The following is a 16259-nucleotide window of genomic DNA, read 5'->3' as shown; positions in this document are numbered from 1 at the left end:
GCTGTGAGGCATTGAGCTAACCCATACTAATTGCCCGTGAGGCTTGACCATATAACACCCAAGCAATTTGCGAAGAGCGGATTGCGGTGTAGTGAAGATGACGAACCGAAAGTTTGCGCCACACACACACAAATTACCGAAACAAACCTATTACACACCCATTCGCGGGTACGTACTCAAGTACGCACCGGCTACCGAATTTCTTGACGACCATAGAGCATTGGAACCACCTGATCCCATCCCGAACTCAGCAGTGAAACGATGCATCGCCGATGGTAGTGTGGGGTTTCCCCATGTGAGAGTAGGTCATCGTCAAGATTCAAATTCAGAACCCCCATCTGCATATGCAGGTGGGGGTTTTGTCTTTTCAGGCCTCATCCAGATTGTCGATATGCCTGAATCGCTCGACCAGGAAATCAATCAAGCTGCGAACCCGGGCCGACAGATGTAACTGCTGTGGATAGACCGCATACACATCCGCTCTAGTCGGAGTCTGGTCCTCCAGCACCAGACGCAACCGGCCGCTGCGCACATACCGGGCGATATCCCATTCGGCCCTGAGCAATATCCCATAACCCTCCAGCGCTCAGTTCAGCGCCACCTCGCCGTCATTACAGCCCAACGCTCCACGTACTTTGATGTTCTGGGTTTTCCCGCCGTTGGTAAAACTCCACACGCCATGGGGCGTTTCGTTCTGCCTGAGGAAAATGCAGTTGTGCTGCTGCAGATCTGACAAGCGCTGCGGCACCCCATGCTTTTCCAGATACAGCGGGGACGCGCATAACAAGCGGCGGTTGGATGCGATTTTGCGGGCATGAAAGGCGGCATCCGGCAGCGTGCCGAAGCGGATGCCCAGGTCAAAACCGTGTGTGGCCAGATCCAGCGGGTGATCGGTGATTTCCAGCTGTATTTCCACTTCCGGGTAACGTGAAAAGAATGCTGCCAATGCCGGCCCGATATAGCGGCGCCCGAAGCCCAGCGATGCATTGACACGAATCAGCCCCTTGGGCGTTGCCCGGCTGCTGCTCACCAACTGCTCGACCTCATCGATCTGAGTCAGGATGCGCGCCGCATGGGAGAAGTACAGCTCGCCCTCGGCAGTCAGGCTCATCGAGCGGGTTGTGCGGTTCACCAGGCGCACGCCAAACCGGGCTTCCAGTGCGCTCAGCCGTTTACTGACGGCTGGAGGTGTGATTCCAAGCTCCCGTGCCGTGGCGGCGAGGCTGCCCTGATTGGCCAGCAAGTAGAAAAAAGACAGGTCCAGAGTCTGATTCATTCGTAACTCAAGGTTATTGATGTAGTTATTTTGAGTAACTCACAGCTTTGTGCTCACTACATATACTCCGCCCACACCCTGCTGAACAGCCTGTTCGGCAGTACAACAAGAACGAATCAAGAGTGGAGTTGAACATGAGCGCATACAAGATTGCTGCAGTTCCAGGTGATGGCATCGGTGTGGAAGTGATTGCCGCAGGTGTCGAGGTTCTGCAAGCACTGTCGAAAAAGTCCGGGTTTGAAATCAATTTCAAACACTTCGACTGGAACTCCGATAACTACCTGAAAAACGGTTACTACATTCCCGAAGGCGGTCTTGAGGAACTGAAAACGTTCGACGCCATTTTCTTCGGTGCAGTCGGTGCCCTGAACGTACCTGACCATATTTCCCTCTGGGGCCTGCGTTTGCCGATCTGCCAGGGTTTCGACCAATACGCCAACGTGCGTCCTGCCCGTGTGCTCCCCGGTGTCAAAAGCCCGTTGCATAACGGCGACCAGATCGACTGGGTCGTGGTGCGGGAAAACTCCGAAGGTGAATATTCCGGTAACGGTGGCCGTGTTCACCGTGGTCTGCCGGAAGAGGTCGCTACAGAGGTGTCGGTATTCACTCGCGCGGGTGTCGAGCGTATCCACCGTTTCGCCTTTGAACTGGCACAAAGCCGTCCACGCAAGCACCTGACCATGGTCACCAAGTCCAACGCCCAGCGTCACGGCATGGTGTTGTGGGACGAGATTTTCTATGAAGTTGCCAAGGATTTCCCGGACGTCAAGATCGACAAGGAGCTGGTCGACGCCGTGACCACGCGCATGGTGCTCAAGCCTTCGACCTTGGACGTGATTGTCGCCACCAACCTGCACGCCGATATCCTGTCCGATCTGGCGGCAGCGTTGTCCGGCAGTCTGGGCATTGCGCCGACCGCCAACCTGAATCCGTCGCGCAAATTCCCTTCCATGTTCGAGCCTATCCACGGTTCTGCCTTTGACATCACCGGCAAGGGCGTTGCCAATCCGGTCGCGACCTTTTGGACCGCTGCCCTGATGCTGGAACACTTGGGCGAAGCTGCTGCGGCCAAGCAGTTGATCTCGGCCATCGAAGCCGTGACCGAAAGCGGCCTGCACACACCTGACCTCGGCGGCAACGCCACCACCCGGCAAATCACCGATGCGGTGATCGAGCTGATCAATCGTTGATTCAAAGTAGTACTGCGGCATAACGCCAGGAGGGCGATCATCGATGCGCCCCCTGGCATTTCCTGACAACAATAAAAAATCAGGGCCCCGTCATGAAAAGAATTCTCTCCAAGCTTTATGTACAAGTGCTTCTTGCCGTCATCCTCGGTGCCGTCGTCGGTGTGCTGGTTCCTGAAACCGGAACAGCGCTCAAACCCCTTGGCGATGCCTTCATCAAACTGATCAAGATGCTGCTTGCGCCGGTGATCTTCCTGACCGTCGTGACCGGCATTGCCCGTATGGAAAACATGAAAGAGTTGGGGCGCGTCGGTTTCCGCGCCCTGATCTATTTCGAGGTGGTATCGACCCTCGCTCTGGTCCTGGGCCTGATCGTCGTCGATGTCTTCAAGCCCGGAGCTGGCATGAACATCGATCCGGCCACGCTGGACACCTCCAGCCTCGCCACTTACACCACCGCAGCCAAACACGCGACGTTCATGGACTTTGTCATGAACATCATCCCCGACACCATCGTGGATGCCTTCGCCAAGGGCAATGTGCTGCAAATCCTGCTGTTCTCGGTGCTGCTTGGCGTTGCCCTGGCGAATGTCGGCCCGCGTGGCAAAGCATTCGTCGACACGCTGGATAGCCTCATGCAAGGCATGTTCAAGATCGTCGGCATGGTGATGCGCCTGGCTCCCATCGGTGCTTTCGGTGCGATCGCCTTCACCATCGGCAAATATGGTTTCGGCTCGCTGTTTTCCCTGGGCAAGCTGATGGCCTGCGTCTACCTCACGTGCGCGGCTTTTGTGATCTTTGTGCTCGGTCCGATCTGCCGTTACAGCGGTTTCAGCCTGTGGAAATTCCTGCGTTTCATCAAGGAAGAGTTGTTCACAGTGCTGGGCACCAGTTCGTCGGAGTCGGTGCTACCGCAGATGATTTCCAAGATGGAGAAAGCCGGTGTTTCCAAGCCGGTGGCCGGGATGATCATTCCGTCGGGCCTGACCTTCAACCCCGATGGGCAGGCGATCTATTACACCATCGCGGCGATTTTCATTGCTCAGGCGACCAACACACCGCTGACTTTGACCGATCAGTTGATCGTGCTCGCCGTGCTGATGTTCACGTCCAAGGGCTCGGCCGGTGTGACCGGTTCCGGGTTCATTATTCTGGCCGCGACACTGGCATCGCTGGGGACCATTCCGGTGGCCGGCATGGTGTTGCTGCTGGGAGTGGATCGGTTCATGTCGGAAGCGCGGGCCATCACCAATACCATCGGCAATGGCGTCGGTACCATGGCAATCGCCAAGTGGGTGGGAGCACTGGATACGGTGAAGATGAACAAGGCGCTCAATGGTGAGCCGGAGGAGATCAAGCCTGAAGCAGCGGCAACGACAACCGGAAATGTTGTCTTGCCAGGTCTGAAAGGCGCTCCCCAGATTTAAAGGAGCACCCTTCATACTTCGGCGCTGTTATTCAGCCAGCGCCGGAGCTTCTTCCTGTTTCACTTCTTCACGACGGCGGATGTATTTCCAGTCCGCCTCGTCGATGTAGATTCCGTTCGGGCCGCTGCCGCCTTCAAGGTCGATGGCTACGTGGGCCGAGACTTGAGGTTTCACGCTCGCCAGAATCGGCACAAAGCCCAGTTGCAGGCTGGTTTCCAGCAACGCTGCCTGGTTCTTTTCATCGATGTCCGCCGCCTCATCCAGGTAGTACGGCAAGCGCACGCGACCGGCCAGATCACGGTCCATCAAGTGCAGCAACAGGTACATGTTGGTCAGCGCCTTGATGGTCATGGTCGTACCGTTGGACGCGGCACCGTCGATGTCGGTGTGGATAACCGGCTGGCCATGAACCTTGGTGATCTCGAACGCCAGCTCAAACAAGTCTTTCAACCCAAGCTGGTTGTGATTGGCCGCGACCAGTCGGGCCAGATACTCCTTGGCTTCTTCGTTCTTGTTGTCCTGCTCGGCACTTTGACTCAGGTCGAAGACGGACAGGGTTTCACCTTCTTCATACTGACCGGCGCTGTGGATGATCTGGTCGATATGCTTGAGGGCTTCCTTGTTCGGCGCAAGGACGATACGGAAGCTGGCCAGGTTGGAAACCTGCCGTTTGTTGATCTCGCGGTTGAACAGCGCCAACTGGTGTTCAAGGCTGTCGTAGTCGCTGCGGATATTGCGCAAGGTACGGGCAATGTCCGTCACCGCTGCACGACGGGCCTTGCCGAGGGTCAGGGCTTCGTCGGTGCGGTGCGCGTAGGCGTTGATCAACAGTTGCAGACGACGCTCCACGTCTTCCTCGCTGTCGAATTTGGCAACACCCTTGAGGCGGACCTGCGCATACAGCGCTTCGATCTGGCCATCGCTGCGCAGCAGGCTTTGCCAACTGTCCTGATAGTCATTGAGCAGCGGCAGCAGGTTGTCCATGGAGTCGTCTACCGGGTCCATGAACGGCGTACCGAATGGCATGTCCGCAGGCAGCAACTGACGGCGGCGCAGCGCGTCATCCAGTGTGCGTTGCTTGGCTTCCATATCGCCGATCTGCCGAGCGACCAGTTGCAGCTTGGCGGACAGTTGCTGGACGCGCTCGGTAAAGGCATCGCTGGAGCGCTTGAGTTCGTCCTGCGCCGCTTCCAGTTGTGCCAGCTCTTCATGCTTGCCGGCTTCTTCCGCGCTCAACGTCTGGCAGCGACGGAAGTCTTCCAGCGCCTTTTGAGCGTCCAGAACCTGTTGATACAAGGCTTCGGTCTGGGTCTTGCTGGCGGCACGGTCGGCAGCGACGGCCTGCTGGGTTTTCAGTTGCTTGAGCTCTTTCTCCAGACGTTCTTTCTGATCGCGCAATGCGGCGCGATCCGCCAGTGCCTGCAAGGCGGGCGGCTCGATATTCGACAGGTTGATGGACAAACCCGGCACCTGGAACTGGTCGCCCTTGAAGCCATCGAGGATGGTTTCCAGAGACTTGACCCACGCGTCGCCGTCGTCCAGCGCAATGCCTTGCTCACCCAGCGGCAGGCTGAACAGCGCGCTGTTGAACAGGCGCATCAGGCGCTCGACGTCCGGTTGCGAGAACTCTTCGCGTAGACGTGCATAGCTGTTGTTGTCGGCGTGATCGAGTTGTTGCTTGACCGACTTCAGGCGTTTTTCCAGATCCCGCAGACGCTCTTCCAGGTCCTCGGCGCTGAACTGACGGGACTGGGCCAGCGCACCGGCCAGTTCGTCGTGAGCATCCTTGGCGGCCAGCAGTTGCTGCTCCAGCACCTTGACGTCATCGACCAGCGCGAAGCGGTTCTTGAGGACCGACAGCTCGCCGATCCAGCGCTGAATGCTGCTGATCTCACGCTCCAGTCGCATCAGTTCCTGAGTGCTGTTGCGCTGATCATTCTGCATCTCGTCCTGCTGGGCACGGTAATGCTCGGCCTGGATGACCAGCTCTTCCTTGCGGGCGCTGGAGTAGTCCGACCAGGTGCCGAGCAACGAGTCCAGCAATGGCGACAGGCGATGCAGCTTGCCGCGCAGGATGTCGCGTTGCTTGACGCCAGCGGCCAGGGCTTCGACCAGCGGGCCGGCGAGTACCAGCGAGTTGTAGTCCTGTTCCATGCGCCGCACGTCGCGGAACGCTTCTTCGCAGGCGGCGATGTAATCGACGCTGCCGGAACGCAGGCTGTGCTCGAAAGCATCCAGGAACAGCTGCTTGAGCTTGGCCGCAGTGATTTCGCGCATGTGCAGCAGGTTGATGAACAGGGCGCGGAAGGTCTTGAGGCTCTGTTCGCTGGTAGAGCGCAGTGGAATCAGCGTCAGGTCCAGCGGGATCGACGTGTGGCCGCCCACCAGCAGGCGACGCAGTTCGTCCGGCTTCAGTTCGTAAGCTTTCAGGCCCTTGCTTTCCAGATTGCTGAACAGCTCTTTCTGTCGAAGGCAGGTGTCGTTCTTCTGGTAATGGCTCAGGTCCAGCTCACCGGCATAGGCGAAGAACTGGTGCCCGAAGCCGCCACCCGGGCCGCGACCGACGACGCCGATCACGTGCGGGCCGTGGGGCAGGGAAACTTCCACCAGAATGTAACTGGTGTCCGAGGCGAAGTAGAAACGGCGCGATTGCTCCAGGCTGTACTTGCCGAAGCTCATGTCCGACATGCGCGCCAGAATCGGGAACTGCAGGGCGTTGATCGAAGCACTCTTGCCCAGGTTGTTCGCGCCGTAGACCGACAACGGGTTTTCCAGCGGGAACAGGCCAAGGCTGTAGCCAGCGGTGTTCAACAGGGCAAAACGGCGGATGCCATAACGTTCCTGGCTCATGCGTCCATCTCCTGTTGTTCTTCAGCAATTGCGCGTGCCAGGGCCTGCTCTTCGGTTTCTTCGGCGAACTCGGCCAGATCCAGCGGATCGTCGGTTTGTAGCAGTTTCTCGTCGCTGTCGTCATCGATCAGGATCGGTGTCGGCAGAGGCAGGTCGCTGTGCAGGCTGGCGGCCAGATCACGGTCCTGCTGCACCGACAGGCACACATCAAGGAAGCGATGCATCGGCGGCAGGAAGCGATAGATACCCACTTCTTCACTGGCAAAACCCAGTTGAGTCATGCGGCGCATGATCTTCTCTTCGAGTTCTTCCTGAGTCTGGACTTCAGCCTGCAAGAACAGGTCGCGGTATTTATCCAGCATCGAAGGCAGCTCATCGCGGCCCAGGGTGCCGCCGTCGAGCACGGCCATCGGATCGCGACCCTGGTCGGCCAGATGCTCGACGAGGATGAAGGTGAACAGCGCCAGACGCTGCGCAGTCTTGTTGACCTGTGCGGCGGCCAGCTCCGGGACGAAGTAGTAGAAACCGCGGGTATCGCAGACCAGCTCGAAACCCAGCGCCTTGAACAGCGTGCGGTACTGGTCCTGGGCATTGGAGAGTTGGGCATACAGCTCCGGGTCGCGGCGGCTGATGTGATAGCCCTTGAACAGCTCGCGAAAGATCGGCGCAAGCTGGGACATTTCGGAAAGATCAAGATGCATGAAGGGTGCTCTCGGAATTCTCTGGCTGCTCGTCTCGGGTCGAGAGCAGGGCGAAGGAGCGCAGGCTGACGCGGTGCTCCTGAGTGAAATACTCGCGACGCTCCAGGCGTTCGCGGGCGAAGCGCTTGTCACGGGACAGGCGCGAGAACCAGTACAGCAACTCGTCGGTGGCGCCGTTGGGTTCCTGCTCCAGCAGCCAGACCATCAGGTCCGGCATGGGCAGAGCGTCTTCGCAGCGCTCGAGCATTTCCTTGACGGTACGCGGTGCCTGAGGCAGTGCGCCCTTGCGGGCAGTGCCGCTGGCCTTGGGGAATTTTGCGGGTTTGGGTTCAAAGCGTGCCAATGCATAGACATAAGCCTCGACCTGGCTGGCGCTGCCCAAAAACGTGCTCTGCGGACGCGTGAACATCGGCATCGCCGCCTGCGGCACGGCATCCAGCCCTTTGCGGCGTATGGCCGACAAGGCCAGCGCGGCACCACGGGTCACGGCGTTGTGACGACGGGCTTCCTCGCGCAGCGGCAGCAGCAACTCCCGTGCATGACGCAGGGTGAGTTGGGCGCTGGTCTGCATTTCCAGGATGCGCGCATGGGTGCGCAGTAACATGTCGTCGTCCACCAGATGGCCCAGACGCTGCTGTTCGGTCAGCAGGCGCAACAGAACATTCTCGACCTTGCGCACGCCTTGCTCGAATGCACCGTCGGCGTTGACCAACTGGATCATCGGTTCGACGTATTCGTCCCAGGTCGCGAGCACCTCGGCGTAGCGCTGGCGCAGTGGGATCTGACGGTCGCTGGTCTTGGCGCGATCGGCAACGGCCACCAGTGCCTGTTCGTCGTTGGCGAGTTTTTTCAGGACATCGCGCACGCGCATGTCCAGCAGGCGCAACTGGCGGGCCAGATCGCTGGCGTCGCGAATGTCGAAGGCATCCTGAATGTAACCGGCCAGTCGCTCCAGATGGCGCAGATAGGCTTCGATTTCCAGGCATAACCCCAGACGGTGCTCGCGGCGCAGATAGGACAGGAAGTCATGGATCTGCGCATTGAGCTCGAAACGGTTCGGGCTTTTGGCGACAGGCACCAGAATATCCAGACGAATCCACACATCCAGCAGGTTGGTGATGTCTTGCGGTGTGCTGTCCAGCTGCTGAGCGGCCAGTTGCAGACGCAGTTCGCTCAGGCTCAGCGTGCCCTGGTCGAAGTGTTCGCATAAAGGCTCGAGTAGCGCCCAGTGCTCGGCAAGGGCGCGCAGGACGCGCTTGGGTTCGATCATTGGTAGGCCGACTGTTGGCAAGTGAAAAGGAGCGATTGTACTGCATCAGCCACTGAAGATTTCACCTCCCGGCGATCAACTGCGGCGCGAATCTGCGAAGAGCGCTAGAATTGCGCGCTTAACTTATCCACAGGTGGCCGACCTTTGTTGAACGAGTCCCGTCGCCGCGCCTATTTGACGGCCATGCAGGTGGTCAACTGGCTGCCGCGCACTGAACTGCCTTTCGCTGCACCGTCCCGTCCGGAGCTGCTTGCGCCGTTGCCGGTGGAGGTCGAAAGCATTGCGCCTGTCGTGCCTGAAACGCCGGTTGCCGCCCAATCTCCAGTGGCCCCAGGCGCCGCGCCGGTTGCGCGTCAGGCCGAGCGGCCGAAGATCGAAGTGCCTCGTCCATCCTCCGCCAGTAAAAGCGCTCCAGTGGCTGCGGCAGAAGAGACCGAGGCCACACCGACGGTCAAGGCCGTTGTCGTACCGCCACCGCGTTTCTCCTTGCAACTGCTGCGTGCCGGGCGTTGCCTGCTGCTGGTTGAGCTGCCTACCGGGCAGCCATTCCAGAGTCGCGACCCTGCTTACCTGTTGCTCAAGGACATGCTGCGCGCTGCCGGTTTGCCCGATAGCCCGCAGATTATCGGCGAGCCTGTGCGCTGGCCGCTTCTGGTTCGCGGCAACATGGATCAGGGGCCTGATGCAGCGCGTGATTTCGTGCAGGGCTTTGTTGCTGCCCGCCTTGAAGACGAACCCTGTGCCTGCCTGTGGCTGATCGGACTGCCTGCCGTGCGCTTTGCCGGTGAGGCCGAAGCCGAAGCGTTCAACCGTGAACTGCAAGTCGAAGGTCTTGGAGCCGCGTGGGCGCTGCCAGGGCTTGAATTACTGATGGACGAGCCGCATCGCAAGGCGGACGTCTGGCAAGCCATGCGTCGGCTGATGGCGCGCTGGAAATCCATAGATGAGTGACGCAATAACCTTTCGCCCGATGACCGAAGCAGATCTGGATGCGGTATTGAAGATCGAGTATGCCGCCTTCAGTCATCCCTGGACGCGAGGCATCTTTCTCGAAGGCCTGAAATCCTATGACATCTGGCTGATGTTCGAGGGCGCGCAACAAGTAGGGCATGGCGTCATTCAGGTCATCATCGATGAAGCGCACTTGCTCAACATTACCGTCAAGCCTGAGAGCCAGGGCCGCGGTCTGGGGTTGCGTTTGCTTGATCATCTGATGAAACGTGCCTACGAACTCAACGGACGTGAGTGCTTCCTGGAACTGCGCGACAGTAATCGAGCCGCCTATCGTTTGTATGAAAACTATGGTTTCAACGAGATCGGTCGGCGTCGGGATTACTACCCGGCTGTCGGAGGACGCGAGGATGCAGTCGTGATGGCCTGTACGCTGCTTGAGTAATTGCCACCGGCGCAAATAGCTCGCAAGTAGTGGCACCTTGGCGTGACTTGGCGTGTGGAGCGCGAGTCAAATCTGGGCATCATTATCGAGGCGTCATAGCATGAACGATCTACAAGACCTGATTGATAACAACGAGCGTTGGGCCGATGCGATCAAACAGGAGGACCCTGAGTTCTTCGCCAAGCTGGCTCGCCAGCAAACCCCTGAATATCTCTGGATCGGCTGCTCGGATGCACGCGTTCCCGCCAACGAGATCGTAGGCATGTTGCCTGGCGATCTGTTCGTACACCGCAACGTGGCCAACGTTGTGCTGCACACCGACCTGAACTGCCTGTCAGTCATTCAGTACGCGGTTGATGTACTGAAGGTCAAACACATCCTCGTGACCGGGCACTATGGTTGCGGTGGTGTGCGCGCTTCCATGCAGGACCGTCAGTTCGGCCTGATCGATGGCTGGCTGCGTACGATTCGCGACCTGTATTACGAAAAGCGTGAAGAGTTGGCGAAACTGCCGACCGAGGAAGAGCAGGTTGATCGCCTGTGCGAACTCAACGTGATTCAGCAGGTGGCCAACGTCGGTCATACCAGCATCGTGCAGAACGCCTGGCATCGTGGCCAGAGCCTGTCGGTGCATGGCTGCATCTACGGCATCAAGGATGGCCGCTGGAAAAGCCTGGACACGACCATCAGCGGCCCTGAGCAACTGCCGCCGCAATACCGCCTGCGTCCTCTGTAACCCCGTGGGAGCGAATTCATTCGCGAATGAATTCGCTCCCACGGTGGGCTGCTCTTAAAGCACAAACCTCTGCACCATCATGTTCAGATCCGTGGCCAGCATCGACAATGCGTTGCTGGCCACGGTGGTCTGTTGTGCGCCGGAAGCGGTCTGGCTGGACAGGTCGCGAATGCTGCTCAGGTTACGGTCCACTTCACCGGCCACCTGGGCCTGTTGTTCGGCGGCGCTGGCGATCATCAGGTTGCGGTCGTTGATGGTCGTGGTCGAGCTGATGATCACCGTCAGGGCTTCACCCGTTGCCGCTGCCTGTTCCAGCGTCTGGTTGGCCTGGGTAGCGGTATGGCGCAGGGCGTTTGCCGTTTCCTGAGTGCTTTGCTGAACACCGTTGATCAACCCTTCGATTTCCGTTGTCGAGGCGCTGGTGCGTTGCGCCAGAGAGCGCACTTCATCGGCGACGACCGCAAATCCGCGACCCGCTTCGCCGGCCCTTGCCGCCTCGATGGCCGCGTTGAGCGCCAGCAGGTTGGTCTGGTTGGCGATAGCCCGAATCACATCGAGAATGCTGCTGATGTTCTGGGTCCGCTCGGCCAGTCCTTCTGCCTGATGGGATGAGTCCAGCACATTGCTGGTCAGTTCCTTGATCGAACTGATGGTGGCTGACAAGCGATCCCGACCTTGTGCCGCTGCCTGGTTAGAGGCTTCCGATTCGGTCACGGTATTGCTGGCATTGCCCGCCACTTCCACCGCTGCCTGGCTCATCTGGTTGACGGCGACGGCGGCCTGTTCGATTTCATTGTTTTGCATCTGCAGGTTGAGCGCGCTGGCCTCTGCGATGGTGCCCATTTCCTGTACCGACTGGGATAACTGGGTCGCGGCTGCGTAAATCTGGTCGATGGTGCCATGCAGGTTGCTGCGCATGCGCCCGAGCATCATGAGCAGTTGCGCGGGCTCGTCCTTGCCTTGAGGAATGGTCTGTTCGGTCAGGTCGCCATCGGCGATGGTATTGGCAATGTGCAGGGCATAGCGCACGGGATGGATGATGCTCACGCTCAGGCGCCACGCCAGCAGCAGGGTCAGCGCCAGGGCCAGCCCGATGGCGCTCAGGGCGATAATGCGCGTCTGGTTGTAGCTGGCGCTGGCGGCCTCGACGGCAGCGGCTGCACTTTGTTTGTTGAGTTCGCGCAGCAGTTGCACCTGCATGTCCATCAGGTCGCCCTGCAAGGACAGCATGGTGTTGGAAAGCATCCGCGCTTCGTCCAGCTTGCGTTGTTCGATCAGGCCTATCTCGTCCTGAAGGCCGGGCATGAATGCGTTATAGGCTTCCTGCAAGGCGATGATCGAATCATGCTCGGTGCCTGCGGGCACACGGGCCAGATAGTCCGTGAAGCCTTTCTCGACCTCATTCTTGAGTTGTTCGACGTTGATCTTGCTGTTGATCACCGAACCGGGATCATCGGCATTGGCAATCAGGCGCGTGGTTTCGCTGCGCAACTTCACCAGGTTGATCGCAATCGCATCGGCCATTGCAATACTGGGCAATGCACCACTTTCCACCGCTTCTCCCTGATTGCGAATGTCCTGCATCTGAAACAGACAGAAAGCTCCCAGCGCAACCATCAGCAACGAGGTGATACCAAAGCACAGTACCAGGCGCGAAGTGATCTTGAAGCGTCGCAATACCGTCGTTCTGGATTGCTGGCGCAAAAAACGAGGCAGGAATTTTTTCACAGCAAACAACCCCTATAGGCGGCATTTCGGAGAGCCGTTTATAAGGCAGTTGTGTGATGTCTTTATGACATCCATGGGCGCTGAGCAGTTTTGACGTCAAGAATTTGCGATGTATTCAGGGGGCGCCGATTTCCTCCATCAATTCATCCAGAAACCGCTTCAATCGCGCATGCCTGACCTGCGCCATTTGCGCGCCGGTACGGGTCTGGAAGCCATCGGCCAGATTCAGCAGTTTGGTGTGAAAGTGATCGACCGCAAAATGCTTGTCGTCATAAGGCCGATCGGCAGCCTGAGGGTCCTGCGAGTCATAGAGATAGCTGCCCATCCGTCCCGATACATAGAACACGCGAGCCACGCCCACCATGCCCATGGCGTCGAGCCGGTCGGCGTCCTGCAGGATTCTGGCTTCGAGTGTCACAGGCGTAATGGCTGCCGAAAAACTGTGGGCTTCGATGGCATGGGCAACGGCGGCGATTCGCGTCTCGTCCCAACCCGTTTCGGTCAGCAGCTCGGTGGCCCTGGCGGCTGCCAGCCGTGAGGCGCTGGCGCGAAAGGGCGAATCCTTTTCGACCGAGACACAGTCATGCAGCACGGTCGCCGCCAGGAGGATTTCCTGATCCCCGCCCTCATGATTGCGAATGGCGCAGACGTTCTTCCAGACCCGCAACAAGTGAGAGATATCGTGTGAACCATCGAACCTCTTCGCTTGAGTGTGTGGGATCAGCAATCTGGCGAGGTCCTGAAAGGGCGTAAAACCGGCGTATGTCATCGATGAAATCCTGAAGAAACCTGTACAAGTAAAGCACCCTCTGCAACGGCGTTCGACAGGCTATCCCCCTGAAAACGGAAAAACCCTTTATAATCCATGGTTTTTCCCCACCTTCGATGTGAGAAACGCTGTGAGCTTACCGTCCTGCCCGAAATGCAATTCCGAGTACACCTATGAAGACGGCACAATGCTGGTCTGCCCGGAATGCGCCCATGAGTGGTCTGCTGACGGCAGCAGTGCAGAGTCTTCCGATGATGTGAAAGTCATCAAGGATTCTACCGGCAACGTGCTGCAGGACGGCGACACCATCACTGTGATCAAGGACCTGAAGGTCAAGGGCTCTTCGCTGGTGGTCAAGGTCGGCACCAAGGTCAAGAATATCCGTCTGGTGGACGGCGACCACGATATCGACTGCAAGATCGACGGCATCGGCGCCATGAAACTGAAATCCGAGTTCGTGCGCAAGGTTTGAGTCTGCTGCAGCATCGCTTGACCTGAACGCCTCGCCGGTCGTTTCCCGACCCCGAGGCGTTGTTGTCTTCAGGCTCATTTTGCCGCGCTGCGGTAAAGTGACGGTTCTTCAAGGAGAGAGCCACATGCCTTCAACCCCCGCGCCTTATTTGCAGGCTGATGAGTGCGTCGTGCTATTCGATGGCGTATGCAAGTTGTGTAATGGCTGGGCGAAGTTTCTCATCCGGTACGACACTTCCCGGCGTATTCGTCTGGCCACCGTGCAGTCCACCGAAGGGCAGGCGTTGCTGAAGTGGGCGGGCTTGCCGGTCGATCAGTTCGACACCATGGCGGTGATCGTCAATGACCGCGCGTTGCTGCGCTCCGATGCCTTTCTGTACGTCATGCGACAGATGCCGGAGCCTTGGTCCTGGCTGGTCGCGTTATGCATTGTGCCGCGCCCCTTGCGCGACTGGGGATACGATCGCATTGCCTTGAACCGCTATCGCCTGTTTGGTCGTTACGACAGTTGTCTGCTGCCGACGGCCGACCATGAGCAACGCTTTCTCAAGGCAGCGGCCCATGAGTGAGTTGCAACGCATTGCCTGGGTCGCCCGTGCCGGTCTGGCACTGATGTTCTTCTACCATGGGCTGGTGCCGAAGATCCTGTGGCTCAGCCCGGGTGAACTGGAAATGATCCAGGCCCACGGTTTTGCTGATGCGCGCTGGGTGGCAATGTTGAGTGGTGCAGCGGAAATCGGGCTGGCGGTCTGCTTGCTTTCGGGGTATTTCAAGCGAGCTTCAGTGATTATCAGTGCGGTCGTGCTGGCCGGGCTGTTGATTGATGTGGCCCTTGTCAGCCCTCACTTTCTTGTTCAGGCGTTCAATCCCGTTTCCCTGAACGGTGCCGGTCTGGCCTTGTGCGCCGTTGCCTGGCTGGCCGAGCGCCCGCAACGAAAGCTGGCAGGCTGAACGGCTACCGGCTGTCACCGCACAGGCTCACGTGTTGTGATCCATGCGATCCAGACGTAGAATTCGCGTCATCTGGTTGTATCCCCCATACCCACAATAATCCACATCGCACGCTGCGCTCGTTCATGTATTCACGAGCGGGGCGTTTTTGCGTTTGCTGCCGAAGGGGGCTGGCCTGATTTTGCGGTACAGGTGCCATGCGGGATTCATATGCATGGCGAACGGCTACTCCTTTGAGCGTTGCACATTCTTGATGAATACCCCTCCAGAGGTTCGTACCGGTAGCTGGCTTGGCGTTATTGCCCTTGCGCTGGCTGCCTTCATTTTCAATACGACTGAATTCGTGCCTATTGGCCTGTTGAGCAATATTGGCGAAAGCTTCGACATGACCACGGCGCAGGTCGGCCTGATGCTGACGATCTATGCCTGGGTCGTTTCGCTGATGTCCCTGCCGATGATGCTGATCACCCGCAACATCGAGCGGCGCAAATTGCTGATCTGCATATTCATGCTGTTTGTCGTGAGCCATATTCTCTCGGCCACGGCTTCAAGCTTCGGCATGTTGCTGGTCAGCCGCGTCGGCATTGCCTTCGCTCACGCGATTTTCTGGTCAATCACCGCATCGCTTGCCGTGCGCATTGCGCCGCCGGGCAAGCAGGTCCAGGCATTGGGCTTGCTGGCAACAGGCACTTCGCTGGCCATGGTGCTGGGTATTCCGTTGGGACGTGTGCTGGGCGAGGCGCTGGGGTGGCGCACGACCTTCATGGGTATTGCCGGGATTTCCGCGCTGACCGTATTGCTGCTGAGCCGCACACTGCCGCTGTTGCCCAGCCAGAATTCCGGCTCGCTCAGAAGCCTGCCGATCCTGTTCAAGCGTCCACGGCTGGTAGCCATCTATGCACTGACCGCTACCGTCGTCACTGCGCACTTCACCGCATACAGCTACATCGAGCCCTTTGCCCAGACCGTGGCGCACCTGAGCGGCGAGATGACGACTCTGTTGCTGCTGTTGGCTGGCGGCGCGGGGATCATCGGTTCCATCGTGTTCAGCCTGTTCAGCAGTCGCTTCCCCAATGGCCTGTTGATCGCCGCCATCACGCTGGTTGCGCTCTGTCTGCTGATGTTGCTGCCGTTCTCGAGTCAGGCGGCTGCGCTTGGTTCATTGAGTGTGGTGTGGGGCATGGCCATGATGTGTTTCGGGCTGCTGCTGCAGGCCAGAGTCCTGACCCTGGCGCCGGATGCTACCGACGTGGCGATGTCTCTGTTTTCGGGCATCTTCAATATCGGGATCGGCGGCGGTGCCCTGCTGGGCAGCGTGGTGAGCAGCCAGTTGGGCGTTGCAAATGTAGGGATCGTAGGCGGCCTGGTGGCCGTTGGCGGGTTACTGCTGTGCTGCGTGAGTACTTACCTTTTCAGCAAACAGGATTCTGCTGCTGCGCTGCAGGCCGACAGCAAGTGTTGACCTGATCGGGGCTGTTGAGAGATCAACAGCCCCTG

The 16259-nt window shown here is 58.7% G+C and carries 14 protein-coding genes, 1 rRNA gene and 2 pseudogenes; 10 read left to right on the top strand and 7 right to left on the bottom strand.

Annotation, left to right across the window (positions count from 1 at the left end; translation table 11 throughout):
* The first annotated feature begins 202 nt into the window (after positions 1-202).
* Positions 203-318: ribosomal RNA gene (gene rrf / locus CKW23_RS05730) — 5S ribosomal RNA — on the top strand.
* 49 nt (positions 319-367) lie between these two features.
* On the opposite strand, the pseudogene CKW23_RS05725 reads toward rrf, so the two are convergent.
* Positions 368-1276 (bottom strand): annotated as a pseudogene (locus CKW23_RS05725) (LysR family transcriptional regulator).
* Positions 1277-1410: 134 nt separating this feature from the next.
* On the opposite strand from CKW23_RS05725, the gene CKW23_RS05720 reads away from it, so the two are divergent.
* Positions 1411-2466, top strand: a complete 1056-nt coding sequence (locus CKW23_RS05720) for a tartrate dehydrogenase (protein ID WP_025258544.1) — start codon at positions 1411-1413, stop codon at positions 2464-2466.
* A gap of 92 nt (positions 2467-2558) precedes the next feature.
* The gene (locus CKW23_RS05715; RefSeq protein WP_025258545.1) at positions 2559-3890 is read left to right on the top strand and encodes a dicarboxylate/amino acid:cation symporter; all 1332 of its coding nucleotides are present in this window, start codon (positions 2559-2561) and stop codon (positions 3888-3890) included.
* A 27-nt stretch (positions 3891-3917) separates the two neighbouring features.
* Here CKW23_RS05715 and mksF read toward each other — a convergent pair whose 3' ends face one another.
* Genes mksF through mksB form a run of 3 tightly spaced genes read right to left on the bottom strand, consistent with a single transcriptional unit; the run spans position 3918 to position 8711 of the window.
* Positions 3918-6740, bottom strand: a complete 2823-nt coding sequence (gene mksF, locus CKW23_RS05710; protein ID WP_025258546.1) for an Mks condensin complex protein MksF — start codon at positions 6738-6740, stop codon at positions 3918-3920.
* Complete coding sequence (gene mksE, locus CKW23_RS05705; RefSeq protein WP_025258547.1) at positions 6737-7441, bottom strand: Mks condensin complex protein MksE; 705 nt, start codon at positions 7439-7441, stop codon at positions 6737-6739. Before mksE ends, mksF begins: the two co-directional genes overlap by 4 nt.
* Complete coding sequence (mksB, locus tag CKW23_RS05700) at positions 7431-8711, bottom strand: Mks condensin complex protein MksB (RefSeq protein ID WP_095067201.1); 1281 nt, start codon at positions 8709-8711, stop codon at positions 7431-7433. The genes mksE and mksB overlap by 11 nt, the downstream gene beginning before the upstream one ends.
* A 144-nt stretch (positions 8712-8855) precedes the next feature.
* Here mksB and CKW23_RS05695 point away from each other — a divergent pair, with 144 nt between their 5' ends.
* The 3 genes from CKW23_RS05695 (at position 8856) to can (ending at position 10843) form a co-directional block, all read left to right on the top strand.
* Positions 8856-9662, top strand: coding sequence for an energy transducer TonB (locus tag CKW23_RS05695; RefSeq protein WP_095067200.1), 807 nt, complete (start codon positions 8856-8858; stop codon positions 9660-9662).
* Positions 9655-10107, top strand: coding sequence for a ribosomal protein S18-alanine N-acetyltransferase (rimI, locus tag CKW23_RS05690; RefSeq protein ID WP_025258550.1), 453 nt, complete (start codon positions 9655-9657; stop codon positions 10105-10107). The genes CKW23_RS05695 and rimI overlap by 8 nt, the downstream gene beginning before the upstream one ends.
* Positions 10108-10207: 100 nt before the next feature.
* Positions 10208-10843 carry a carbonate dehydratase gene (can, locus tag CKW23_RS05685; RefSeq protein WP_038399747.1) on the top strand — a complete coding sequence of 212 codons (636 nt, stop codon included), beginning with the start codon at positions 10208-10210 and terminating at the stop codon, positions 10841-10843.
* A gap of 54 nt (positions 10844-10897) precedes the next feature.
* On the opposite strand, the gene CKW23_RS27170 is transcribed toward can, so the two are convergent.
* The 3 genes and pseudogenes from CKW23_RS27170 to CKW23_RS05675 all read right to left on the bottom strand — a co-directional run bounded on the left by CKW23_RS27170 (position 10898) and on the right by CKW23_RS05675 (position 13340).
* The gene (locus tag CKW23_RS27170) at positions 10898-11602 is read right to left on the bottom strand and encodes a methyl-accepting chemotaxis protein (RefSeq protein ID WP_371856553.1); all 705 of its coding nucleotides are present in this window, start codon (positions 11600-11602) and stop codon (positions 10898-10900) included.
* A gap of 378 nt (positions 11603-11980) precedes the next feature.
* Positions 11981-12571, bottom strand: a pseudogene (locus CKW23_RS27165) (MCP four helix bundle domain-containing protein); the annotation flags it as partial.
* Between the two features lie 115 nt (positions 12572-12686).
* Complete coding sequence (locus CKW23_RS05675) at positions 12687-13340, bottom strand: HD domain-containing protein (RefSeq protein WP_095067199.1); 654 nt, start codon at positions 13338-13340, stop codon at positions 12687-12689.
* Between the two features lie 130 nt (positions 13341-13470).
* Between CKW23_RS05675 and CKW23_RS05670 the strand changes: the two genes are divergently transcribed.
* From CKW23_RS05670 to CKW23_RS05655, 4 genes are all read left to right on the top strand, one after another.
* Positions 13471-13812 carry a zinc ribbon domain-containing protein YjdM gene (locus CKW23_RS05670; RefSeq protein ID WP_095067198.1) on the top strand — a complete coding sequence of 114 codons (342 nt, stop codon included), beginning with the start codon at positions 13471-13473 and terminating at the stop codon, positions 13810-13812.
* A 124-nt stretch (positions 13813-13936) separates the two neighbouring features.
* On the top strand, positions 13937-14380 hold the full coding sequence (locus tag CKW23_RS05665; RefSeq protein ID WP_095067197.1) for a thiol-disulfide oxidoreductase DCC family protein: 444 nt from the start codon (positions 13937-13939) through the stop codon (positions 14378-14380).
* Positions 14373-14762 carry a DoxX-like family protein gene (locus CKW23_RS05660; RefSeq protein WP_095067196.1) on the top strand — a complete coding sequence of 130 codons (390 nt, stop codon included), beginning with the start codon at positions 14373-14375 and terminating at the stop codon, positions 14760-14762. Before CKW23_RS05665 ends, CKW23_RS05660 begins: the two co-directional genes overlap by 8 nt.
* Positions 14763-15015: 253 nt before the next feature.
* Positions 15016-16224, top strand: a complete 1209-nt coding sequence (locus tag CKW23_RS05655; protein WP_095067220.1) for a sugar transporter — start codon at positions 15016-15018, stop codon at positions 16222-16224.
* Positions 16225-16259: the final 35 nt, after the last annotated feature.

The sequence above is a fragment of the Pseudomonas sp. Irchel 3A18 genome, from assembly GCF_900187465.1.
Taxonomy (GTDB): Bacteria; Pseudomonadota; Gammaproteobacteria; order Pseudomonadales; family Pseudomonadaceae; genus Aquipseudomonas; species Aquipseudomonas cichorii.
Note: the sequence above shows the minus strand (reverse complement) of the source record. Positions and strands in the feature narration are given on the sequence as shown.